The organism is Polynucleobacter sp. CS-Odin-A6, assembly GCF_018882095.1.
GTDB lineage: Bacteria > Pseudomonadota > Gammaproteobacteria > Burkholderiales > Burkholderiaceae > Polynucleobacter.
In genome coordinates this window covers 45,784-67,885 of record NZ_JACVPD010000003.1, presented here as the reverse complement: position 1 = coordinate 67,885, position 22,102 = coordinate 45,784, and the positions used below count along the sequence as shown (strand labels likewise).

At 46.9% G+C, this 22,102-nt stretch carries 23 protein-coding genes and 1 tRNA gene; 4 read left to right on the top strand and 20 right to left on the bottom strand.

Annotated features, from left to right (window positions below):
* Nucleotides 1-13 precede the first annotated feature (13 nt).
* Complete coding sequence (gene cysE, locus ICN15_RS07860; protein ID WP_216202160.1) at nucleotides 14-781, top strand: serine O-acetyltransferase; 768 nt, start codon at nucleotides 14-16, stop codon at nucleotides 779-781.
* A gap of 11 nt (nucleotides 782-792) precedes the next feature.
* Here the strand turns inward: cysE and ICN15_RS07855 are convergent, their stop codons facing one another.
* Entirely contained in the window at nucleotides 793-1,386 is a 594-nt protein-coding gene (locus ICN15_RS07855) for a peptidylprolyl isomerase (RefSeq protein ID WP_216202159.1), read from the bottom strand.
* A gap of 152 nt (nucleotides 1,387-1,538) precedes the next feature.
* Here ICN15_RS07855 and ICN15_RS07850 point away from each other — a divergent pair, with 152 nt between their 5' ends.
* Both ICN15_RS07850 and ICN15_RS07845 read left to right on the top strand, forming a co-directional pair.
* On the top strand, nucleotides 1,539-2,660 hold the full coding sequence (locus ICN15_RS07850) for a cupin domain-containing protein (protein ID WP_255532928.1): 1,122 nt from the start codon (nucleotides 1,539-1,541) through the stop codon (nucleotides 2,658-2,660).
* Between the two features lie 111 nt (nucleotides 2,661-2,771).
* Nucleotides 2,772-2,963 (top strand): hypothetical protein, encoded by a 192-nt coding sequence (locus ICN15_RS07845; protein WP_216202157.1) that lies wholly within the window; start codon nucleotides 2,772-2,774, stop codon nucleotides 2,961-2,963.
* A gap of 73 nt (nucleotides 2,964-3,036) precedes the next feature.
* Here ICN15_RS07845 and bamC read toward each other — a convergent pair whose 3' ends face one another.
* The 9 genes from bamC to ICN15_RS07800 form a co-directional block, all read right to left on the bottom strand.
* A complete protein-coding gene (bamC, locus tag ICN15_RS07840) occupies nucleotides 3,037-4,185 on the bottom strand; it encodes an outer membrane protein assembly factor BamC (RefSeq protein ID WP_216202156.1) in 1,149 nt (382 codons plus the stop codon).
* Nucleotides 4,182-5,054 carry a 4-hydroxy-tetrahydrodipicolinate synthase gene (gene dapA / locus ICN15_RS07835; RefSeq protein WP_216202381.1) on the bottom strand — a complete coding sequence of 291 codons (873 nt, stop codon included), beginning with the start codon at nucleotides 5,052-5,054 and terminating at the stop codon, nucleotides 4,182-4,184. The genes bamC and dapA overlap by 4 nt, the downstream gene beginning before the upstream one ends.
* Nucleotides 5,055-5,130: 76 nt before the next feature.
* Nucleotides 5,131-5,694 carry a bifunctional 2-polyprenyl-6-hydroxyphenol methylase/3-demethylubiquinol 3-O-methyltransferase UbiG gene (locus tag ICN15_RS07830; protein WP_216862821.1) on the bottom strand — a complete coding sequence of 188 codons (564 nt, stop codon included), beginning with the start codon at nucleotides 5,692-5,694 and terminating at the stop codon, nucleotides 5,131-5,133.
* Between the two features lie 10 nt (nucleotides 5,695-5,704).
* Complete coding sequence (locus tag ICN15_RS07825) at nucleotides 5,705-6,907, bottom strand: tryptophan--tRNA ligase (RefSeq protein WP_216202155.1); 1,203 nt, start codon at nucleotides 6,905-6,907, stop codon at nucleotides 5,705-5,707.
* 52 nt (nucleotides 6,908-6,959) lie between these two features.
* On the bottom strand, nucleotides 6,960-7,808 hold the full coding sequence (locus ICN15_RS07820; protein ID WP_216202154.1) for a 3',5'-nucleoside bisphosphate phosphatase: 849 nt from the start codon (nucleotides 7,806-7,808) through the stop codon (nucleotides 6,960-6,962).
* 9 nt (nucleotides 7,809-7,817) lie between these two features.
* Nucleotides 7,818-8,921 (bottom strand): cell division protein ZapE, encoded by a 1,104-nt coding sequence (zapE, locus tag ICN15_RS07815; protein ID WP_216202153.1) that lies wholly within the window; start codon nucleotides 8,919-8,921, stop codon nucleotides 7,818-7,820.
* Complete coding sequence (gene lpdA / locus ICN15_RS07810) at nucleotides 8,922-10,358, bottom strand: dihydrolipoyl dehydrogenase (RefSeq protein ID WP_216202152.1); 1,437 nt, start codon at nucleotides 10,356-10,358, stop codon at nucleotides 8,922-8,924. It abuts the gene before it with no gap.
* A gap of 10 nt (nucleotides 10,359-10,368) precedes the next feature.
* Entirely contained in the window at nucleotides 10,369-11,571 is a 1,203-nt protein-coding gene (gene odhB / locus ICN15_RS07805) for a 2-oxoglutarate dehydrogenase complex dihydrolipoyllysine-residue succinyltransferase (RefSeq protein ID WP_216202151.1), read from the bottom strand.
* A 43-nt stretch (nucleotides 11,572-11,614) separates the two neighbouring features.
* A complete protein-coding gene (locus ICN15_RS07800; protein WP_216202150.1) occupies nucleotides 11,615-14,470 on the bottom strand; it encodes a 2-oxoglutarate dehydrogenase E1 component in 2,856 nt (951 codons plus the stop codon).
* Between the two features lie 297 nt (nucleotides 14,471-14,767).
* Here ICN15_RS07800 and ICN15_RS07795 point away from each other — a divergent pair, with 297 nt between their 5' ends.
* Nucleotides 14,768-15,469 (top strand): excisionase family DNA-binding protein, encoded by a 702-nt coding sequence (locus ICN15_RS07795; RefSeq protein WP_216202149.1) that lies wholly within the window; start codon nucleotides 14,768-14,770, stop codon nucleotides 15,467-15,469.
* A gap of 85 nt (nucleotides 15,470-15,554) precedes the next feature.
* Here ICN15_RS07795 and ICN15_RS07790 read toward each other — a convergent pair whose 3' ends face one another.
* The 10 genes from ICN15_RS07790 to infC form a co-directional block, all read right to left on the bottom strand.
* Nucleotides 15,555-15,839 carry an H-NS family nucleoid-associated regulatory protein gene (locus tag ICN15_RS07790; RefSeq protein WP_216202148.1) on the bottom strand — a complete coding sequence of 95 codons (285 nt, stop codon included), beginning with the start codon at nucleotides 15,837-15,839 and terminating at the stop codon, nucleotides 15,555-15,557.
* A 207-nt stretch (nucleotides 15,840-16,046) separates the two neighbouring features.
* Nucleotides 16,047-16,448, bottom strand: coding sequence for a PaaI family thioesterase (locus tag ICN15_RS07785; protein WP_216202147.1), 402 nt, complete (start codon nucleotides 16,446-16,448; stop codon nucleotides 16,047-16,049).
* 23 nt (nucleotides 16,449-16,471) lie between these two features.
* Nucleotides 16,472-16,548: transfer RNA gene (locus tag ICN15_RS07780), tRNA-Pro, on the bottom strand.
* A gap of 25 nt (nucleotides 16,549-16,573) precedes the next feature.
* Complete coding sequence (locus ICN15_RS07775) at nucleotides 16,574-16,924, bottom strand: MerR family transcriptional regulator (protein WP_216202146.1); 351 nt, start codon at nucleotides 16,922-16,924, stop codon at nucleotides 16,574-16,576.
* Nucleotides 16,902-17,225: an integration host factor subunit alpha gene (locus ICN15_RS07770; RefSeq protein WP_216202145.1), complete on the bottom strand. Its 324-nt coding sequence runs from the start codon at nucleotides 17,223-17,225 to the stop codon at nucleotides 16,902-16,904. Before ICN15_RS07770 ends, ICN15_RS07775 begins: the two co-directional genes overlap by 23 nt.
* A 46-nt stretch (nucleotides 17,226-17,271) precedes the next feature.
* A complete protein-coding gene (pheT, locus tag ICN15_RS07765) occupies nucleotides 17,272-19,731 on the bottom strand; it encodes a phenylalanine--tRNA ligase subunit beta (protein ID WP_216202144.1) in 2,460 nt (819 codons plus the stop codon).
* Nucleotides 19,732-19,762: 31 nt separating this feature from the next.
* Complete coding sequence (gene pheS / locus ICN15_RS07760) at nucleotides 19,763-20,809, bottom strand: phenylalanine--tRNA ligase subunit alpha (protein ID WP_216202143.1); 1,047 nt, start codon at nucleotides 20,807-20,809, stop codon at nucleotides 19,763-19,765.
* 29 nt (nucleotides 20,810-20,838) lie between these two features.
* Nucleotides 20,839-21,204 carry a 50S ribosomal protein L20 gene (gene rplT / locus ICN15_RS07755; RefSeq protein WP_015421011.1) on the bottom strand — a complete coding sequence of 122 codons (366 nt, stop codon included), beginning with the start codon at nucleotides 21,202-21,204 and terminating at the stop codon, nucleotides 20,839-20,841.
* 25 nt (nucleotides 21,205-21,229) lie between these two features.
* Nucleotides 21,230-21,427: a 50S ribosomal protein L35 gene (gene rpmI / locus ICN15_RS07750; protein WP_046330084.1), complete on the bottom strand. Its 198-nt coding sequence runs from the start codon at nucleotides 21,425-21,427 to the stop codon at nucleotides 21,230-21,232.
* Between the two features lie 149 nt (nucleotides 21,428-21,576).
* Nucleotides 21,577-22,101: a translation initiation factor IF-3 gene (infC, locus tag ICN15_RS07745; RefSeq protein ID WP_216202379.1), complete on the bottom strand. Its 525-nt coding sequence runs from the start codon at nucleotides 22,099-22,101 to the stop codon at nucleotides 21,577-21,579.
* Nucleotide 22,102 lies beyond the last annotated feature (1 nt).

Below are 22,102 nucleotides of genomic sequence, written 5' to 3'. Positions count from 1 at the left end.
TTAAAATCAGCAGATGTTTAATGCACTTTTCGACGAAGTCGACTCCATCATCGTTCGAGACCCAGCCGCCAGAAATCGGCTCGAGGTCGTTATCTGCTACCCCGGTTTGCATGCGGTATGGATTCATAGGGCATCGCATTTCCTATGGAATCTCGGTTTAAAGTTGATCGCTCGGATACTGTCGATGGTATCCCGCTTGATTACGGGTATTGAAATCCACCCTGGAGCAAAGATTGGGCGCCGCGTTTTTCTAGATCACGGCCTTGGTATCGTGATTGGGGAAACTACAGAAATTGGTGATGATTGCACGATCTACCAAGGCGTTACCTTAGGGGGCACTTCTTTATATAAAGGTGTCAAGCGCCACCCTACTCTAGGCAAAGGCGTAGTCATTAGTGCTGGCGCTAAAGTTCTTGGAGGCTTTACGGTTGGTGATGGCGCGCGCGTTGGATCAAACGCCGTCGTATTGAAAGAAATTCCGGCTGGGGCGACTGCAGTAGGGATACCTGCACGCGTCCTGCAGCCTGAGTTACCCCAGGCAAGTACGCCTGAAAGCAAAGCCAAAGAATATTTCCAAGCCTATGGAGTGACGCCCAATGTGGACGATCCAGTCTCGATGGCTTTGAAGGGCTTGATTGATGCCACTCTCGAGCAAGAAGCCAAAATTGCAGCGCTGGAGAAAGTTTTAGCGAAACTTGGCAATGCACCAGCATCAGATTCCAATGAATCTAGTGGCACAAAACGCGATCTTGGCGCCTTAAAAGAATGGCTGAAAGAGTAACTAAGAATCAGTTAATGCAGAGTAGGTGACGATCTAATGGGCAATTCGTCTTCACCATCATCTAAATCATCTGCATCGTCCTCATTATCACTGGGCATTCCGAAAGCGAAAGCTTCAGCACCTTCAGGGTAGCGGTTTTCTATCTCTTGATCTGTGGCCGCGCGAATGTCCTCTACCTGCACCCAGAATCTCAGTGCCATTCCTGCCAAGGGGTGATTGCCGTCTAGCACCACTTGACTATCAGCTACATCGGTAACTGTATAGATTAAGGGCTCATCATCTACTTCATCAGCATCGCCCTCTTCCTCAGCATCCGGAACGCCTTCGAACTGCATGCCGATCTCCAAAGGCTCCGGAAAGCGTGCGCGTGGCTCAATCTTTAGGAGCTCTGGATCATATTCACCAAAGGCCTCGCTAGGTTCCAGCTGAATACTGGCCTCATAGCCAAGATCCTGGCCATCCAATAAGGTTTCAATCTTGGGAAAAGTACCCTCATATCCACCATGCAGGTATACCATCGGTGACTCTGGTTCCTCGATAATATTATTTTGCGCATCGGTTAATTTGTAGCGCAGGGATACAACGGTATTTTTTTCGATCTTCATGCGTAATTCATTCAACATTGTGATTTAAACGGCCTCTTACTAATATGACCTCATTTTACTTGAGTAAGCCTTATGATCCACCCCAGGCTCCCCAAAACCTCCCTCTAGATTGTCCTTGGGCTCTCCTAGGAGGCATTAGCCCCCAACAGTTCATGAAAAGGCATTGGCATAAAAAGCCACTATTGATTCGGGGGGCTGTGCCTGCTTTTGCACTTGCAAAACAAATTGGGGAGCCACTCGGTAGCCCAATTTCTCCAGAAGAGCTATTGAAGATTGCCGGGAGCGATCTAGTCGAGGCGAGGTTAATTCAAGCTAAGCCCTGGAGTATTACTCATGGTCCATTTAAGAAGAAATCCATTCCGTCGCTAGACTCACCCGACTGGACGCTGCTACTCCAAAGTATGGAAGCTCAGCATCCAGCAGCAGCCAAAGTGCTGGCTTGGTTTCGCTTTATTCCCGACGCGCGCTTAGATGACCTCATGATTAGCATTGCAGGTCCCGGTGGTGGTGTTGGACCCCATTTTGACTCTTATGATGTCTTCTTGATTCAGATGTCTGGCCGCAGAAAATGGCGCATTTCAGAGCAAAGCGATTTAACCTTAAATCCTGATCTTCCATTAAAAATTTTGCAAGATTTTAAAGTGGAGCAAGAGTGGGATTTAGAGCCGGGCGATATGCTCTACCTACCTCCTCACATAGCCCATGAGGGAATTGCCTTGGATGCAGGCTGCCAAACTTGGTCAGTAGGATTTAGGGCACAAAGCTTCAAAGAAATGCTTCAGGAGGGCTTATGGCGCCTAGCCGAATCGCTCGAGGATATTCCAGGGCTAGAGCAACATTTTGCTGACCCCAAGCAACAAGCGACCAGCTCAGCAGAGCAACTTCCAGAAGAGCTGATTCAGCAGGTAGCTCAAAAATTGCAAGGTCTCAAACTGGATCAAGTAGAGACATTTCTTCCTGGAATTGCTGCCTACCTGAGTGAACCTAAACCTCAGGCTTATTTTGATGGTTCAATTAATATCCAATCCCTTGAAGAATTTAAGCGTCTATTAGAAAAGCAGGTATTAATCCCCCACCCTCAAACCCGGCTCATTGCCATCGGGAAAACCATTTACTGCAATGGAGAAAATATGACTGCTGGCCAGACCGCATCAACTGCAAGGGCTTGGTACACCCTTGCAGCCCATAAACAGCTGATCGATAGATCGGGCAAAATAGGGCTAGACAACAGCCTCTTTGAAGCCTTCAAGGCAGGTTGGCTAAATTTTAAATAGCGTATAAATACATGGCTATAATGCTTTCTGGAAAGTATCTAAGGGCGAACCCTGTGCATTCCTAGTATCAATAACCGGTTATTAATGATCATTTTTAAGAGGAAATTACAAATGAAGAAGTCACTAGCACTCGTAGCAATGTTGGCAATCGCTTTGGCCGCTTGCGGTAAGAAAGAAGAAGCAAAACCTGTAGAAGCTGCTCCTGCTGCTCCTGCTGCTGCAGCTTCAGCTGCTGACGCTCCTGCTGCCGCTGCTGCACCTGCCGCACCTGCTGCTGCTCCAGCAGCTGACGCTAAGAAGTAATCTTCTTCTTGAAGAAAAAAAGCCGCTGAAAAGCGGCTTTTTTATTTGACTAAAATTAATGAGCTTATAGAGGCTATCTCTGCATCTGCTCAGTCAGTAAAGTTAAGAGCTGTAATCCAGCAGCGGTATTTTCAGGCTTTCCATCTGCGCCTTGAACGTAAACGCTTGAGGAATTATCCCCTGTTGATTTAACGACCACTAAATATTTCTTGGCCTTCAAACTGGAATCATCCTTGCTACTAAATAGATTCGAGAAGAAGCCTTTGGTGTCGCCTAAATCTTTTGGATTGACATAACGAACATAGTAAATACCGTTAGCGCGGTTACGATCTTCAACCGTAAAGTTTGAGCGATCTAAGGCAAGTCCGGCATCGCGCCAGGCACGATCAAAACCTGCTGCCATTTCAATATGAGCTGTGTTCACGCCTTCCTGAACCAACTTAGCCTTAGGCGTTTTAGGGCCCAAAGGTAAAGCTACTTGAGCTTTAGCCTGCTCTTGGGTCATGCCAAGACGCTCCATCAAACGCGCCAGGAAGACGGCCTCGAGCTCAGGGTCATTAGGTCGTGAAGTCCAAATGGTTGAGATGCAGTTACCGGTAGCATCCGTTGTACATTTTTCCAGCGCGCCACGCTGAGTAATATAAATCTCCGTCTGATCTGGGTTAATAACCTCAAGGCGGGTTTTATATTTATCACGCTCACCAGTATCGTAAAGAGAATCCAACATACTACCAAGAGTGGAGCGAATGAAGTCTTGAGAAATCTTGGCGCGGTTCTCAGCCCAGTCAGTTTCCATAATGCCAGTCGACGGTGAATCGATGACCAATAAAAAGCCGTTCTCTTGCCAGAAATCTTTCACCTGGGGATACAGTTCTGGAGCTGGCTTATCCACTACCAACCAACGGCGCTCGCCATCACGAGCAATACGCATGCCAGGAATCCCCGTCATCACATTCTTGCGCATCTGTACAGATTTTTTCACCGCAGCGTTGTACTCAGACATCGTGGCAGAGCCATCTTGAACAATATAGCGACGATCTGCTTGAGCGGTAATCAAGTCAGGTGGATACGATAAATTGGGTCCACGAACAGCGCCGGCAGACTTGTAGTCCACTGTATCGTTGGTCGTAACAGACTTACAAGCAACCAAACCAAGGGCTGAGATAGTGACAATCAAAAAAGAGGCGCAGTACTTACGCAGGAGTTGCATCAAATTCATCATAGTAAGCCGGCCTGTAACATTGCAGTCTTTAAAGGTTCACGTAAGGCAACGCTTAAAGGGGTTAACGGTAAACGAATTCCGGCTGTGACTTTGCCCATTTCATGCAAGGCCCATTTCACAGGAATCGGGTTTGCCTCAGTAAACATGGCTTTATGAACGGCCAGTAATTGATATTGAATCGCACGCGCCTTAAGGACATCATCCGACATCGCTGCCTGACACAAATCGTGCATTAAACGAGGTGCGATATTGGCAGTCACCGAAATATTCCCTTTGCCCCCCATCAACATCAACATCGCAGCACTCAAGTCGTCACCAGAAAATACGGAGAAATCAGCATGCCCCGCGCGCTGTAAATCAGCCAGCAGTAAGGTGCCGCGCTCGATACTACCGGTGGCATCTTTAATCCCAATGATGCCAGGTACTGCAGCGAGACGAACTGTGGTCTCTCCAGCAAGATCTGCAACCGTTCTGCCGGGGACGTTATATAGAATGACCGGTAAATCAACCGACTCAGCTATCTTCATAAAGTGAGCATACATGCCCTCTTGAGTTGGCTTGTTGTAATAAGGGACAACTTGCAAGCTAGCATCGGCGCCAACCGATTTTGCAAACTGGGTGAGTTCAATCGCCTCAGTGGTGGAGTTACCGCCTGTTCCGGCGATAACGGGGATTCGTCCTGCAATCTGCTCAACGGTGACTTTAATCAGCTCACAGTGCTCTTCCACAGAAACCGTTGGAGACTCGCCACTAGTACCGACAATCACAATGCCATCTGAACCTTCCGCCACATGCCAATCGAGCAAAGAACGTAGGGCAGGAAAATCCAAGCTGCCGTCCTCGAACATCGGCGTCACAATGGCCGGCATGCTGCCAGCGATCGGCTTTTTATGGGCGTTTGATTGGCTGCTATAAGTCACTGAATGGGTCTAGATTATCTGATGGTTAACCAACAAATTGTAACGGAATGGGTTCATTTAAATGCCCTTTTACGGCACAAATCCGCTGAACCATGGCTGGTTTAGGCTGATCTACGTAAATATCTTCATAGGCGATCACTTTCAGCCCAGCTCCCCCAGCCAAAGCAAGCAATTCCCCCGGCTTTAGTAAGAAATCCGGATTTGAGGGTTTGCCAAATGCGGCATTCCCATCCGCAAAGGTTTCATAGATCAAGACGCCACCCTCAATGAGCATTTGGGGCAATTCATCCAAAAATGGCCGGTAGAGGTAATTCGTCACGATAATCCCGGAAAACTGCCGACCTAGCAATGGCCAATTAGAAGCCTCAAGATTGAGCCCAAGGATTTGAATTGAGTCACTTTGTAGAAGTTGAACTGCTGAAACATCTTGATCAATTGCCAGCACGGTGTGGCCAAGAGATGCCATTAACGCGGTATGCCTACCAGTACCACAAGCCAGATCCAAGACGATCCCACCCTTTGGAATGACTGGGGCAAAACGTCTCACCCAAGTAGAAGCTTCTGCAATCAAATCATGTCCTGGGAACAAAGAAGTGGCCTTAGTCGTACGCTAGCCCCATACACTCACGGACCTCACGCATGGTTTCCTGAGCAACTTTGCGTGCTTGATCACCACCATCAGCAATGATAGAGCGCAGCAAACTAGGATCATCTAAATATTTCTGTGCACGCTCAAACATGGGTTGTTGCTCGGCAAGAATCGCGTCAATCACGGGCTGCTTACATTCCAGGCAACCGATGCCGGCTGACTGACATTCTTTTTGAACCCAAGCTTTAGTCTCTTCATTGGAATAGACGGTATGCAACTGCCATACAGGGCAACGCGCAGGATCTCCTGGATCCGTTCTACGAACCCGCGCAGGATCTGTCGGCATAGTACGAATAGAGCGAATCACTTCTTCTGGTTTTTCACGAATGCTAATCGTATTGCCATAAGACTTCGACATTTTTTGTCCGTCAATACCGGGCATGCGTGACGCAGAGGTCAGCAGCGCTTGTGGCTCTGGCAGAATAATTTTGCGAGCGCCTTCCAAGAAACCAAATAATCTTTCCCGATCCGCCATGGAAAGACTTTGTGCCTCTTGAAGCAATGCCTTAGCTTGCTCTAAAGCCTCATCATCGCCCCGCTCCTGGTATGCCACACGGAGTTCAGCGTACATCTTGGCACGCTTACTGCCTAATTTTTTGACGGCCTCAAGTGCTTTCTCTTCAAAGCCAGGCTCGCGTCCATACAGATAATTAAAACGGCGGGCTACTTCACGCGTCATCTCCACATGCGGCACTTGGTCCTCACCCACCGGCACAAATTGCGCGCGATAGATCAGAATGTCAGCCGCTTGAAGCAAGGGATAGCCCAGGAAACCATAGGTCTGTAGATCCTTTTCTTTGAGCTTTTCAATTTGATCCTTGTAGGTAGGCACTCGCTCAAGCCAACCTAAGGGGGTGCCCATCGACAATAACAAGAAAAGCTCAGCATGCTCAGGCACTTTGCTCTGAATAAATAGCGTGGCCTGATTGGGATCAACACCACAAGCCAGCCAATCAATCACCATATCCCAAACAGATTGTTCAATCACATCTGGGGTTTCGTAGTGAGTCGTTAAGGCATGCCAGTCTGCTACAAAAAAGAAACAAGGATACTCAGACTGCAAGCGAACCCAATTCTTTAAAACGCCATGGTAATGGCCCAGGTGCAAGCTACCGGTTGGTCGCATGCCAGAGAGAACGCGTTCTGCAAACATCTTGATCGTTATTCTTTAAAGGTAAATGAAACGGTTATGTATAAATACAGGCTCAGTGGAACAGCGTCCATACTGGGGTTAAATGATCAGGCAAATGGGGCAAGGCACCCAGATCCATATGACTTTCTTTCGGATCATGAAAGTCAGACCCCCGAGAAGCCAAAAAACCATAGTGCTGGGCAATCTTGCCATAGGTTTGATATTGATGCGGACTATGACTACCGGTAATCACTTCGATTGCTATGCCGCCGATTTCTTTGAAATGCCTATAAAGCGCATCCATCTGCATTGCGTTTAACTTATACCGGCCAGGATGAGCGATCACAGCAGCGCCCCCTGCCGACTTAATCCAGGCTACCGCATCATCTAGGGTTGCCCAGAGATGTGGCACATAGCCGGGTTTGTCCTCAACTAAGTAGTTTTTAAACACATGATCTGTATCACGACAGATGCCCTGCTCAACTAGAAAACGGGCAAAGTGGGTGCGAGAAATTAAGTCATGATTTCCTGCAAAATGCAGGGCACCCTCATAAGCACCTGGAATCCCCGCTTTTAATAATTGTTCGGCCATCTGCTTGGCACGGTTACCACGGCCTTCACGAGTCCTTCGCAATCCCTCGAGAATTCCAGCGTGAGTGGCATCAATACCAAGTCCCACAATGTGAATGGTCTGCCCCATCCAAGTTACTGAGATCTCAACACCACCAAGATAATCCATACCCAGAGAGCCAGCTGCAATGCGAGCCCTCTCCTGGCCACCCAACTCATCGTGATCAGTCAATGCCCATAAATGGACACCGTTTTTATAGGCACGCTCTGCTAATTGCTCGGGAGTCAAGGTTCCATCAGAAACCACCGAGTGGCAATGTAAATCGGCATTTAGGGTAGAAATACTGGTCATGAACCTATTTTAGGTCAAGCTGGTATCAATTACCCGGCGAGGTGCATCTAGGTAAGCACGGCTTTGCATCTCAATTAAGCGAGAAACTGTTCTGGAGAACTCGCTGGTAATTTGACCCTCGGTATACAAATCAACCGCGGGCAGCTCTGCAGAGAGGATTAATTTGATTTTATGGTCATAAAGGACATCAATCAGCCAAATAAAACGTCTTGCTTCATTGGTCATTCTCGGGGGCATATAAGGCACTCCAGACAAAATGACCGTATGAAAGCGCTTGGCAATTTCCAGATAATCATTTTGGGAGCGCGGGCCACAACACAAGGTTTGAAAATCAAACCACACTACTCCTTCGGCCATGTGGAGAGGCCTCAACTCTCTAGACTCAATCCGCAGAACGGGACGCACTGTTTCCTTTTGATTGCCAATCAAGGTCTTAAACATTTGCATCAAGATGGACTGGGTGCCCGCATTGACAGGCGTGAGATAAGCCTGAACCTGAGCCATTTGTACTCGTCGATAGTCATTGCCAGCATCCACATTCATCACGTCGAGCTGCTCTTCTAGGAGTTTGATCGCAGGAAGCAAGCGATCACGATGCAGGCCATTAGGATAGAGTTCGCTAGGCTGATAGTTTGAGGTCATCACAAACTGGACACGATCTTCAAAGAGTGCACTAAGCAGACGGTACAAAATCATCGCATCCGCAATGTCATTAATATGAAACTCATCGAAACAAATCAGGCGATAGCGCTGAGCAATTCTCTTGGAAAGCTCGTCTAGAGGATCAGACATTCCCGAAAGCTCATGCAACTCATGATGCACTTCTCGCATGAACTCATGAAAATGAATGCGTAGCTTTTTTTCTAAAGGAGAGGCTGCAAAGAAGCAATCCATGAGAAAAGATTTACCCCGACCGACGCCACCCCAAAGATAGACCCCCCGAGGTAAATCCGGATGGAAGAGTTTCTTTTTAAAGCCATTGCTACGGATTTCTTTATAAGCAACCCACTCATTTTCGCAGCGCTGTAAGCGCTCAATGGCAGCAAGCTGCGCGGGATCACCTTGATACCCGCGCGCCTTTAACTCTTGATGGTAATACTCTAATACTTTCAATTACATGTTTAATGCGCGTTTATCTGTCGCTAATGCTGCCTCACGAAATACTTCAGATAAGCTTGGATGTGGATGGCAGATACGAGCAATATCCTCGGCTGCCGCTTTAAATTCCATGGCTGTAGCTGCTTCAGCAATCAGGTCAGAGGCATTGGGTCCAATAATATGCACACCCAAAATTTCATCGGTTTTTTCATCAGCCAATACTTTGACAAAACCATCGGTCCGATTCATACCTAATGCACGACCATTAGCAGCAAAGGGGAACTGACCAGCCTTGTAAGCAATGCCCGCTTGTTTAAGCTGCTCTTCGCTTTTGCCAACCCACGCAATTTCAGGGTCGGTGTAAATCACCCAAGGAATGCAGTTGTAATCAATGTGTGGCTTTTGACCAGCAATGATTTCAGCAACGAGTACGCCTTCATCTTCAGCTTTGTGGGCGAGCATGGGTCCACGCACTACGTCACCTACTGCATAAACGCCAGGGGCTGCAGTAGCGCAAGTATGCTCATCGATTGGAATAAAACCACGCTCATCCACTTTGAGACCGATCTGATCAAGTCCTAACTTATCGGTATTGGGTACACGACCAACAGAAACTATCAAGCGATCGCATTCTAATTTCTGCGCTTTGCCCTCGCTATCGGTGTAGTTCACCACTACCCCTTTTTTATCTGCCTTGACTTCACCAATCTTGACACCCATATTGATTTTGAGGCCTTGCTTCGTAAAGATCTTATGCGCTTCTTTAGCAATCCCTTGATCGCAAGCGCCCAAGAAAGAGGGTAATGCCTCAAGAATGGTGACTTCAGAACCAACGCGACGCCATACGGAGCCCAACTCTAAACCGATGACGCCAGCTCCAATGACGCCAAGCTTCTTCGGAATGGAGTCGAACTTAAGACCACCTTCGTTATCGCTGATCAGGACGTTATCGATTGGAATATTCGGCAAATGACGCGCTTTAGATCCGGTGGCAATAATGACATTCTTAGCAGTCACCACTTCTTTGTCTTTGCCGTCAATCTTGACTTGATAGCCATCAGCATCCTTAGCTACAAATGAGGCATGGCCCTTAAGTAAAGTAATTTTGTTCTTACGAAACAAGAACTGAATCCCTGAGGTCATCTTGGTCACAATCGCATCCTTACGAGCGATCATTTTGCTGGAGTCTAGCTTGACTGAACCAACAGTAATGCCGTGATCTGCGGCGTGATGATTGATCTTTTCAAATTCCTCAGAAGAGGCCAACAAAGCCTTAGAAGGAATACAGCCCACGTTAAGGCAGGTACCGCCTAAACGGGGCTCGCCTTTGGGATCGTCATAAGCATTCCATTCGGCGCAGGCGACTTTAAAGCCCAGTTGTGCTGCCCGAATAGCAGCGATATATCCGCCAGGGCCTGCACCGATTACTAATACATCAAAAGATTGACTCATCATCTTCCCCTTACAAATCCAGCAGGAGGCGTGAGGGATCTTCTAAAGCATCCTTCATGGCAACTAAACCAAGCACCGCTTCACGACCATCAATAATGCGGTGGTCGTATGACAAAGCCAAATAATTAATTGGACGAATCACGATCTGACCGTCCTCTACTACCGCACGCTCTTTGGTCGCATGAATCCCCAAAATAGCAGACTGAGGAGGATTGATAATGGGAGTAGACAGCATCGATCCAAATACACCACCATTAGAGATGGAGAATGTGCCGCCAGTTAAATCTTCTAGGGACAACTTCCCTTCACGGGCTTTCGCACCAAACTCAGCAATCTTTTTCTCGATATCCGCTAAATTCATTTGGTCAACGTCACGCAAAATGGGAACCACCAAACCCCGCGGGGAACTCACTGCAATGCCAATATCAAAGTAGCCGTGGTAGATGATGTCATTGCCGTCAACAGAAGCGTTCAATAGCGGAAACTTCTTCAGTGCATGCGTTGCGGCTTTAACAAAGAAAGACATAAAGCCTAACTTCACGCCATGTACTTTTTCAAACTGATCTTTGTACTTGTTGCGCATGGCAATGACTGGGGCCATGTTCACTTCGTTAAAGGTGGTCAAGATGGCATTGTTTGCCTGAGACTCGAGTAAGCGCTCAGCAATACGCGCACGCAAGCGGCTCATTGGAACACGCTCTTCGGGACGTTCACCTGATGGCATAGGGGCACTTGGCAATGCAGCGGGTTTTGCACCGCCAGCAATGGCGTTCAGTGCATCACCCTTAGTCACGCGACCATCACGACCAGAACCAGCAACCTGACTAGCGCCAAGATTGTTTTCAGCAAGAATTTTTGCGGCTGAAGGAGCGGCAGCAGCAGATGACTTTGCTACAGGAGCGGCTTTAGCAGGAACAACAGCTGGAATTGCTGCAGGTGAAGGAGCTGCGGCTACAGGGGCAGAGGCAACAGCAGTACTATCAATTTTTGCAATCAACTGCTCGGCGAGAACAGTGCCGCCATCAGCAACCACAATCTCGGTAATGACGCCAGCAGATGGCGCTGGAACTTCCAAGACCACTTTATCCGTTTCAATTTCGATCAGGATTTCATCCTGACCAACTGCATCGCCGACCTTCTTTTTCCATTGCAATAAAGTAGCCTCTGCTACGGACTCAGAGAGCTGGGGAACTTTAACTTCAAAAATGGCCATGATTAATCCTATTGAGTGTTTTTATATGGAGTAATGTCTACGTTTACTTCGTAATGACATAACCTTTAAGTTTTGCGAAGGCTGCGGTAAGTAGAGACTTCTGTTGTTCTTGATGTAAATGGGCGTAACCACAGGCTGGTGAGGCTGATGCTGTGCGACCGGCATAGGCCAGCTTCATGCCTTCAGACATGTTCTCCAAAATATTATGCTGAACAAAGAACCAAGCACCCTGATTTTGCGGCTCATCCTGACACCACACCACTTCAGCAAGGTTTGGGTATTTTTTTAACTCGGCCGTCAATGCCTTGTGTGGGAATGGATAGAGTTGCTCTAGACGAATAATCGCAACATCATCTAATTTTTTCTCAGTACGCACTTTGGCTAAATCGTAGTAAACCTTACCAGAGCACATCACTAAACGAGTAACCTTTTGCTTGTCAATTGTCTGATCACGTTCAGGAAGAATGGTTTGGAACCCTCCCTTTGTGAATTCAATTAAAGGTGAAGCCGCTTCTTTATTGCGTAACAATGATTTTGGCGTCATCAAGATCAGCGGTTTGCGGAACTGACGAATCATTTGACGGCGTAAGACATGGAAGATCTGGGATGCTGTAGTTGGTTGAATCACCTGCATATTGGTATCAGCGCATAACTGCATAAAGCGCTCCAAACGGGCAGATGAATGCTCTGGACCTTGACCTTCATAGCCGTGAGGCAACATCATGACCAAGCCATTTACACGACCCCATTTCACCTCACCAGAAGCAATAAATTGATCAATCACAACTTGAGCGCCATTCGCAAAGTCACCAAACTGAGCCTCCCAAATAGTCAATGTATTTGGCTCAGCAGCAGCATAGCCATACTCAAAACCTAGCACGGCCTCTTCTGACAAGATAGAGTCAATCACTAAAAATGGTGCCTGATCTTTGGCAATATGACGCAGAGGAATGTAAACGCCGGTATCCCATTTCTCCCGATTTTGATTGTGCAAAACGGCATGACGATGGGTGAAGGTGCCTCGACCACTATCTTCTCCAGAGAGACGTACTGGATATCCGCTAGCCACTAAGGATGCGAAAGCCATGTGCTCGCCCATACCCCAGTCAATATTGGTTTCTCCACGCCCCATTGCCGCCCGGTCTTTCAAGACTTTTTCGACTAATGGATGAACTTTAAATCCTTCCCGAACTGAAGAAACGCGTTCAGCCAAGCGTTTCCACTCCGTCAAAGGAATGGCCGTGTCAGCCTCATCGGTCCAACGCTTATTTAAAAATGGGGACCAATCAACCGCAAACTTCCCTTTGAAATTGCTGAGCACTGGATCGGAGGTCTGCTTACCCGCATCCATGGCTGCGCGGTACTCCTTGACCATTAACTCACCAGTCCCAGCAGGCAAGACTCCCTGGGTTTCTAGCTTATCTGCATACAACTTACGGGTACCAGGATGTTCAGCAATGATTTTGTACATCAATGGCTGAGTCATCGCAGGAGTGTCTTGTTCGTTGTGACCTAACTTTCTGAAACAAACGATATCAATAGCAACATCTTTATGGAATCGAGTACGGAACTCGACAGCCAACTTGGTAGCTAAGACAACTGCTTCTGGATCATCGCCATTGACATGCAAGACAGGCGCATCAATCATCTTCATAATGTCCGTGCAATACAAGCTAGAGCGTAAATCGCGCGGATCCGATGTAGTGAAACCAATCTGGTTATTAATCACAATATGAATCGTGCCACCAGTGTAGTAGCCCCGCACTTCTGCCATCGCCAGGGTTTCTTGCATGACGCCCTGACCTGCAATGGCCGCATCGCCATGCACCAATACTGGCAATACTTGCTCACCCAACATATCCCCACGACGTTCCATGCGAGCACGCGCAGAGCCCTCTACTACGGGATTCACGATTTCTAAATGGGAGGGATTAAATGCAAGAGATAAATGGACGGGGCCAGCTGGAGTAGAAATATCACTTGAGAATCCCTGGTGATACTTCACATCACCTGCAGGTAAAGTTTCTGGCCCTTTGTGCTCAAACTCCGCAAAGAGGTCTGATGGCATTTTGCCTAGGACGTTCACCAATACATTAAGGCGACCCCGATGGGCCATGCCAATCACTATCTCTTGCACGCCGTTAGCGCCAGACTCACGAATCAATTCATCCATGCAAGCAATGAAACTTTCGCCACCCTCAAGGGAGAAGCGTTTTTGACCAACATACTTGGCCTGAAGATAGCGCTCTAAACCCTCTGCCGCAGTAACGCGATCTAAAATTTGGTGCTTCTCTTCAACATTAAATCTGGGGGTTGAGCGAATCGACTCTAATTGTTCTTGCCACCATTTTTTGATAGTTTGATCGGCAATAAACATGTACTCAGCACCTAAAGTGCCGCAATAGGTTTGACGCAGCGCTTGCAGTAAATCCCGCAAGGTCATTTCATTTTTGCCGAAGAAGGTATTACTGGTATTGAAAACGATATCCATATCGCCATCAGTAAAACCATAAAAGACGGGATCTAACTCGGGAATATCTTTACGCTCTGAACGCTTTAAGGGGTCAATATCAGCCCAGCGATTACCAACGTTACGATAGGCGGCAATTAACTGCTGAACAGCAACCCGTTTACGACCCATCTCAGAGTCAGCAGAGTCGGAAACCGTCCGGATTGGACCCCGCTTAGCTCGCTCCGCGAATGAAGCAACAATGGGTCCATGAGCAATATCAGCTCTAGATGAGCCATCTGCGGTGGGAACTTGCTTCACACCATCGAAATAATCTCGCCAATGATCGGCCACGGAAGCGGGATCATGCAAATAAGATTCGTAGAGTTCTTCTACATAAGGAGCGTTTCCGCCGAAGAGATAAGAGGTATCTCTTTGATCCTGCATCATGATGCTCACCTTTCATCGGGTATCCCGATTAAAAACTGTGGTTTAAACCCCTCGCTCCACGGCTTTACCGCTTTGCGAATTGATCTGTGCGAATACATTTACAACAACACTAATTTAACACGATTACCCATTCCGACACAAAGGAGTTGGCTGAATTTTCTAGATTGCCAATTTATTTTTTTCATCAATCTCTGAATAAGAATTTTCCTACTGAGATTTAAACCTCTGCTGACATATTCCGGTAGATTTGATTCGTATTCTCTAAATCTTCGAATGAATTAATGAGATTAAGGAAATATGAAAGCAATTACCCCGGAAATAGAATATTTAAGTACACGGCAGAGCGCAAAGGTATTGCAGGTATCCCTTGGCACCGTCCAGAAAATGGTTGAATTGGGTGAATTGATTGCCTGGAAGACCCGTGGCGGCCATCGTCGCATCCTGGCCAGCTCATTAGATCAGCAGCTAGCCCGACGTAAGCGAGCAATGCGGCAAAAAACTACTCAAAACTGCATTGCAATGGGAATATTCAGAAGAGCTGAAAATAGCCATGAACTAATTGAATCGATCCAATCTTGGCAATTAAAGGTAGAAATGGAGGTATCTGTAGATAGCCTAGAAGGTCTTATGAAGGCTGTTTCGATTGCTCCAGACTTAATTTTCCTCGATGCCCTCATTCCTCCAGTTGAGCAGGTGCATCTCATCCATTACCTGAGTAAAAACAAGGATACCCAGCGTATTCCTATTTTGGTAGATGAGGGCTTTATCCGACTGCACCCTGGAGTAATGGGCTTAGTGGATGAGAATACCGTTGGGGTAAGACATCAATATCCTGAAATACTTCAGGAAGAGCTTGAAAACGGCTTAATCGATCAAAATCCCCTCATTATTGGCTATCCAGCAACCAATCCAGAGCTAGAGACCGCCATGGGCAATAAAAACCGACATGACCTTTTAGAGCCTATTTTTGTCCAAGCTCTGAACAGAAAATGTGCCTAGTGCGTAGCTAGGCCTATAAAGAGTCATGGCCACTCAATGGATACTGAGTGGCCGTTATTATTTAAATTCTATTTAAATCAATAGTTTAAATCAAAAAGTTCGTGCGATCTCTACCTTCGATCCACTTTGGCGCCTTACCTCGGCCAGTCCATGTATCACCAGTGGATGGATTACGGTACTTAGGAGCGACCTTGCCACTAGAACTTCGTGAGCCCGCCTTTCGACTGAATAAGTCTGAGGCGCTTAGGTCATATTGCTCAATAATGAGTTTAGCTTTGGCAATGCCATCAGCCTTCTCACGTAAAACCGCCTCTTTAATTTGTTTATCCAACTGTTCACGTTGGGCTAAAAGCTCTTTATAAGAAGACATGTATTAATTTCTCCGAATATACATTCATTTTTAATAACTAGGAATTAGTTATCTCTGAATGGTCATTATAGTCAGATATTAATCAATAACCTTATATTTTGGAATATTGTCAATAACCCTGGAGCGGTTATCTGATGAAATTGCTTATTTATAGCTATATAAGCAATATAATCATTATAAATATTATATTCAGTATTTATATTAACTTTATCTTCTCAGCATAAATGTGCCACTAGATTTAGCAGTAATCTCGCCAGCCTCATTCAAAACCACAGCCTCGCAATAATGAATCGTTTTGCCAGACTTCAGGACAGTACCCTCGACGGTAATTTTGCCAATACTAGGGCGCAAGAAGCTCACAGTCATGTCGATTGTCATGGCGCCAAGCGGCTGATTAACAACGCTTCGAGCTGCTGCTCCCATCGCAAAATCCAATAAAGTCATCACTACCCCACCGTGGGCAATGTGAAAGCTGTTTTCAAACTCTGGCTGAATCACTAGGCTAATGCGCGCCTTACCGCCCTCAGCATACTCAGGCACCACACCTAAATGAGCCAAAAAGGGGATGGTTAAGCCAAAATAAGTTGTTTCTTTTGCGCTAGATGTCATAAGAAGAGAAATTGAGAATTGGATGGTCGGGGCGAGAGGATTTGAACCTCCGACCACATGCACCCCATGCATGTACGCTACCAGGCTGCGCTACGCCCCGACGGAAAAAGAAATTGTATCAGTAACTATTTGGAGAGAATTTGCAGAACGGCTTGTAACTCATCGCGTAATTGAAACTCGCCGCGAGCCTCTTCTAGTCGATTTCTGGCGCCACTAATAGTGAAACCTTCTTCATATAAAAGCGCTCTAATCTTGCGAATTAAAACAACTTCATGGTGCTGATAGTAGCGACGATTCCCTCGGCGCTTTTGTGGACTTAATTGAGAGAACTCCTGCTCCCAATAGCGTAGTACATGGGAACGGACGCCGCAGAGGTCAGATACCTCACCAATAGTGAAATAACGCTTTGCGGGGATTGGAGGGAGCTGCGAACTTAGCAGCACCGAACCAGAATCAAATACTGTTTTCTCGAGCATGCGATTCAACTGCGTCCTTGAGTTTTTGACTTGCATGAAAAGTAACAACCCGGCGAGCAGCAATCGGAATCATTTGACCTGTTTTTGGGTTTCTACCTGGACGAGCCGATTTATTGCGCAATTGAAAGTTGCCAAATCCAGAGATTTTCACTTCCACTCCTGTCTCAAGCGACTCACCAATCCGATCAAAGAAAGCATCAATCATATCTTTCGCTTCCCGTTTATTTAGACCCACTTGATCAAAGAGAGCCTCAGATAGCTCATTTTTGGTAACCGTATCGTTGCTCACTATTTCGCTCATTGCATATCTCTTCTGTAGCTTTTCTAATATTTTCCTAATACTAAACCTAGCGCAGACGGGCTGCGCACTTTTTTTCTAATGCACCTAATAAGTTTGCCATTACTGCATCTATTTGGGGATCTTGCAAAGTTTCATTAGGGTTTAACAGGGTAATGCGGAAGGCCAAACTCTTTTCATCATCTGCCATGCTGCTTGATCCAGTCTTGGGCTTGAACTCGTCAAAGAGCTCAATAGAGCGCACATAATTTTGCTTGCTATCTGACATGGCATCTAATACAGATTGAGCGGGCAAACTTTGCTTAACCACCACGGCTAAATCTCGCTGCACTGCTGGAAATTTACTTAATTGTTCGGGCATAGGTAAACCCAGTTCACGAATTGGATCTAAATCTAATTCGAATAAGACTGGCGCCTGAGGTAACTCATATGCCTGCTGTAATGCTGGATGCAATTCACCAATCCAACCAATCGCGACAGAACCTAGATTGGCCTTGAGGAGAACTTGGGCGCTACGGCCAGGGTGTAATGCCGGATGAACAGCCGCTTCAGTCGTGAAATGTAAGGGGTCAAGAACACGCTCGAGATCGCCCTTCACATCAAAGAAATCTACTGAATGATTATCACTTGCCCACTGCTCTGGCACAAAAGAACCATAGGCCAGGCCTCCGATCTTTTGCGGCTGATGGAAACCGACCACTTTGCCAATCTCTTCTTGAGAGCCGGTATCTCGCTTAAACACCCGACCTGTTTCAAATAAACGCACGCGTCCAGCGCCGCGATTGAGGTTTGACTTGAGGTTGCCGAGTAAGCCACCCAAAAGATTGCTACGCATCACACCATACTGACTAGCAATTGGATTGAGTACTGAAATCAGCTCTTTTTCACTGGCTGCAGCTAAACGCTCCTCGCTCTCCAGGTCCGTAAAACCAAAATTGACCGCCTCTTGATAGCCTTGAAGTGCCAGACGTTGACGCAATAAATGGACCCCACGTTTGGCCTCTGCCTGAGCACTCATCTTCAATGAAGCCACCGGCGGAATATCTGGGATATTTTCAAAGCCGTACATTCGGGCGATTTCTTCTATCAAATCTTCTTCGATTTCAATATCAAAGCGATAGCTTGGTGGAGTCACAACAAAGACGTCATTTGCATCATGTGTAAATTCAAAACCAAGGCGCTTAAAGACGTCGGCAACGATCTCATTCGTTAACGAAATGCCAATCACTTTTTCTGAGCGAGCCAAACGCATTTTTACCGGCTTACGATCAGGCAACGCTAATACTTGATCATCGATTGGGCCTGCCTGTCCGCCACAAACCTCAATAATTAAGGAAGTTAAATACTCTAAACAATTGACGGTATTTTGTGGATCAACACCACGCTCAAAACGATGGGCAGCATCCGTACTGAAGTTAAAACGACGGGCACGGCCCTGGATTGCTGAAGGCTGCCAGTAAGCTGCCTCCACATAAATATTTTTGGTGTCATCAGTCACAGCGCAATGATTGCCACCCATGATGCCGGCAAGTGCTACAGGGCCTTTTTGATCAGCAACAACGCCAGCCTCTTGCATCTTGCCCGAAGAATCAGGGCCTAATAAGGTAACTATTTGACCATTGAGAAGCTCAAGAGTTTCACCGTCTTTAGCCCAGCGAACAGTGATATCACCGTCTAGCTGATCAATATCAAATACATGGGTTGGCTGCCCCATTTCTAACATGACATAGTTTGATAGATCAACCAATGCTGAAATACTTCTCTGCCCTGCACGTGTTAAGCGCTTCACAATCCATTCGGGAGTTTTAGCCTGGGGATTCACACCACGAATTACGCGACCAGCAAAACGCCCGCAGAGCTCGGTATTTTCAACGGTTACACTGAGCTTATCTGGAATGGAGTTAGGAGCAGCAGTCCATTTGGGCGCACATAAGGCAGCCCCGGTAATGGCTGAGACCTCGCGGGCAATACCCACTAGAGATAAACAATCTGCTTTATTAGGTGTGAGCTTAATCACAAAGATTTGATCATCTAGATCGAGATATTCACGGATATCTTGACCTACAGGCGCATCTGCAGGTAACTCTAAGATGCCTTCATGATCATCACCTAGGCCAAGCTCACGACCAGAGCACAACATACCTTGACTTTCTACACCACGGAGCTTTCCAACTTTAATCAGAAACGGCTTGCCACCTGCTTCTGCCGGAGGTAATTCTGCACCAACCATGGCGCAAGGAATCTTAATACCAGCGCGGGCGTTGGGTGCACCGCAAACAATTTGTAATTCTTGACCAGTACCCGCATCTACCTTACAGACACGCAAGCGATCTGCATCAGGGTGTTGCTCGGCTGACAGGATTTGGGCAATCACAATCTTCGTAAATGCCGGAGCTACAGCATGCTGTTCTTCAACCTCTAAACCCGCCATGGTCATAGCGTGACCAAGTGCATCGCTATCAAGCAATGGGTTTACATATTGACGTAACCAGGATTCAGAAAATTGCATAGCAGTATATAAGTATCTTGTTGCGGGTTTCTTAAGCCGGGAATTGAGCTAAGAAACGGAGGTCATTTTCAAAGAACAGTCTTAAATCATCAATGCCATAACGCAACATCGTTAAGCGCTCTAAGCCAGAGCCAAAAGCAAAACCGGTATAACGCTCAGGATTGATGCCCATATTGCGCAATACATTGGGATGCACCTGCCCTGCTCCAGAAATCTCTAACCAACGGCCGGCTAACTTGCCGCTACCAAAGGCCATATCGATTTCAGCTGAAGGTTCTGTGAATGGAAAATAGGATGGACGAAAACGCACTTGTAACTCAGTCGTCTCAAAAAAAGTTCTTAAGAAATCCGTATACACACCCTTGAGGTCTGCAAAGGAAACACTCTCAGCAATCCACAACCCCTCAACTTGATGAAACATGGGCGAATGTGTCGCATCACTATCAACTCGGTATGTTCTGCCCGGTGCAATCACTTTGATTGGCGGCATCACCTCTGCGTTGGCATATTTCTTGACGTGCTCGCTTGCATAGCGAACTTGAATAGGGCTGGTGTGCGTGCGCAATAGCAAAGGCTTCCCATCGGAGTCTTTGCCATCAATATAAAAGGTATCCTGCATTGAGCGCGCAGGATGGTTTTCAGGGCTATTTAAGGCAGTGAAATTAAACCAATCGGTTTCAATTTCAGGGCCGTCAGCGACATCAAAACCAATCGAGCGGAAAATATCTTCAACTCGCTCCCAGGTGCGCATCACAGGATGCAAGCTACCCACTGCTTGGCCACGACCAGGCAAAGAGACATCAATCGACTCAGCAGCAAGACGTTGCATCAATACCGCATCCGCCAAAGCTTGGCGACGCTCTTGTAATGCAGTCTCTACTTGGGTTTTGATTTGATTAATTTGGGCGCCAGCACTCTTGCGCTCATCAGGCGACATTCCACCAAGCGCTTTTAAACGCTCAGTGAGAACACCTGACTTACCGAGATACTTGGCTTTCGCGTCCTCAAGAGCCGCCGAATCGGCAGCTCCGAGGAAATCACGTTTAGCATCCTCGACAATGTGGTCGAGAGAAACCATTGCAGCTTAGTTTTTAAATGAACTAAGAATTAAGCTGCAGCGCTTACTACGGATTTAATCCGAGTAACCAAAGCAGCAAAGGCCGCTTTGTCAGCAATGGCCATATCGGAAAGCACTTTACGATCGAGTTCGATCGCTGCTTTCTTCATCCCATTCATGAATACGCTATAGGTCATGTCATGCTGACGAACTGCCGCGTTGATACGAGCAATCCACAAAGCACGGAATACCCGCTTCTTATTACGACGGTCGCGATAGGCATACTGACCAGCACGCATAACCGCTTGCTTGGCAATACGGAATACGTTTTTACGACGTCCACGATAACCAGTGGCGGCATCGGTGATTTTCTTATGACGGGCTCTTGCTGTAACCCCACGTTTGACTCTTGGCATTTAGTTCTCCTAATCTAGTCTGAGGTTAAGCGTATGGAAGCATGGAGCGAATGGACTTAACGTCTGCCTTCGCAACTTCAGTAGTACCACGGAGGTGACGCTTATTCTTAGTGGTTTTCTTGGTGAGGATATGGCGTTTGAAAGCCTGACCTCGTTTAATCGTTCCGCCTGCGCGAACCGTGAAGCGCTTTTTAGCGCTACTCTTGCTCTTCATCTTGGGCATAAAGCACCCCTTCTTTTACTTGTGCGACAAAGGTGGTAACCGACGGTTACGCTTCCTGTACCTCGAAGCACTTCTTACTACCGGAGACCTTAGTAATCTACTAGGAACCCCTCCCTACTTAAGAACCTAAACGCCTTACGACCTTTAAATTACTTAGCCTTACGAATGGGGGCCAATACCATCACCATCTGGCGACCTTCCATTTTTGGAAACTGCTCGACTTGGCCATGTTCAACCAGGTCCAACTTCAAACGTTCCAACATTCTGACTCCGATTTCTTGGTGGGCCATTTCACGACCCCGAAACCGCAGCGTAATCTTTGTCTTATCGCCATCTTCTAAAAAACGGATTAGATTGCGTAGCTTCACACCATAGTCACCATCGTCTGTGCCAGGGCGGAACTTCACTTCCTTCACCTGAATCACCTTTTGCTTGAGCTTTGCTTCATGCAAACGTTTGGCTTCTTGGTACTTGAATTTGCCGAAGTCCATGATCCGGACTACAGGTGGCACAGCAGTAGGAGCAATTTCCACCAAATCGGTTTCTTTCTCTTCTGCTAAAGCCAGGGCTTCACTCAACATAACTACACCGATGGGTTCTCCATCCAGTCCAATCAGACGCACTTCAGGAGCAGTAATCTCCCGATTTATGCGCTGCGATTTATCAGTAGCGATC

Excerpts from the sequence above, each read along its gene's own strand:
- cysE (WP_216202160.1), top strand. The coding sequence starts at position 14 with ATGTTTAATGCACTTTTCGACGAAGTCGACTCCATCATCGTTCGAGAC.
- ICN15_RS07855 (WP_216202159.1), bottom strand. The coding sequence starts at position 1,386 with ATGAAGATCGAAAAAAATACCGTTGTATCCCTGCGCTACAAATTAACC.
- ICN15_RS07850 (WP_255532928.1), top strand. The coding sequence starts at position 1,539 with ATGAAAAGGCATTGGCATAAAAAGCCACTATTGATTCGGGGGGCTGTG.
- ICN15_RS07845 (WP_216202157.1), top strand. The coding sequence starts at position 2,772 with ATGAAGAAGTCACTAGCACTCGTAGCAATGTTGGCAATCGCTTTGGCC.
- bamC (WP_216202156.1), bottom strand. The coding sequence starts at position 4,185 with ATGATGAATTTGATGCAACTCCTGCGTAAGTACTGCGCCTCTTTTTTG.
- dapA (WP_216202381.1), bottom strand. The coding sequence starts at position 5,054 with ATGCCGGCCATTGTGACGCCGATGTTCGAGGACGGCAGCTTGGATTTT.
- ICN15_RS07825 (WP_216202155.1), bottom strand. The coding sequence starts at position 6,907 with ATGTTTGCAGAACGCGTTCTCTCTGGCATGCGACCAACCGGTAGCTTG.
- ICN15_RS07820 (WP_216202154.1), bottom strand. The coding sequence starts at position 7,808 with ATGACCAGTATTTCTACCCTAAATGCCGATTTACATTGCCACTCGGTG.
- lpdA (WP_216202152.1), bottom strand. The coding sequence starts at position 10,358 with ATGAGTCAATCTTTTGATGTATTAGTAATCGGTGCAGGCCCTGGCGGA.
- odhB (WP_216202151.1), bottom strand. The coding sequence starts at position 11,571 with ATGGCCATTTTTGAAGTTAAAGTTCCCCAGCTCTCTGAGTCCGTAGCA.
- ICN15_RS07800 (WP_216202150.1), bottom strand. The coding sequence starts at position 14,470 with ATGATGCAGGATCAAAGAGATACCTCTTATCTCTTCGGCGGAAACGCT.
- ICN15_RS07795 (WP_216202149.1), top strand. The coding sequence starts at position 14,768 with ATGAAAGCAATTACCCCGGAAATAGAATATTTAAGTACACGGCAGAGC.
- ICN15_RS07790 (WP_216202148.1), bottom strand. The coding sequence starts at position 15,839 with ATGTCTTCTTATAAAGAGCTTTTAGCCCAACGTGAACAGTTGGATAAA.
- ICN15_RS07785 (WP_216202147.1), bottom strand. The coding sequence starts at position 16,448 with ATGACATCTAGCGCAAAAGAAACAACTTATTTTGGCTTAACCATCCCC.
- ICN15_RS07775 (WP_216202146.1), bottom strand. The coding sequence starts at position 16,924 with ATGCTCGAGAAAACAGTATTTGATTCTGGTTCGGTGCTGCTAAGTTCG.
- ICN15_RS07770 (WP_216202145.1), bottom strand. The coding sequence starts at position 17,225 with ATGAGCGAAATAGTGAGCAACGATACGGTTACCAAAAATGAGCTATCT.
- pheT (WP_216202144.1), bottom strand. The coding sequence starts at position 19,731 with ATGCAATTTTCTGAATCCTGGTTACGTCAATATGTAAACCCATTGCTT.
- pheS (WP_216202143.1), bottom strand. The coding sequence starts at position 20,809 with ATGGTTTCTCTCGACCACATTGTCGAGGATGCTAAACGTGATTTCCTC.
- rplT (WP_015421011.1), bottom strand. The coding sequence starts at position 21,204 with ATGCCAAGAGTCAAACGTGGGGTTACAGCAAGAGCCCGTCATAAGAAA.
- rpmI (WP_046330084.1), bottom strand. The coding sequence starts at position 21,427 with ATGCCCAAGATGAAGAGCAAGAGTAGCGCTAAAAAGCGCTTCACGGTT.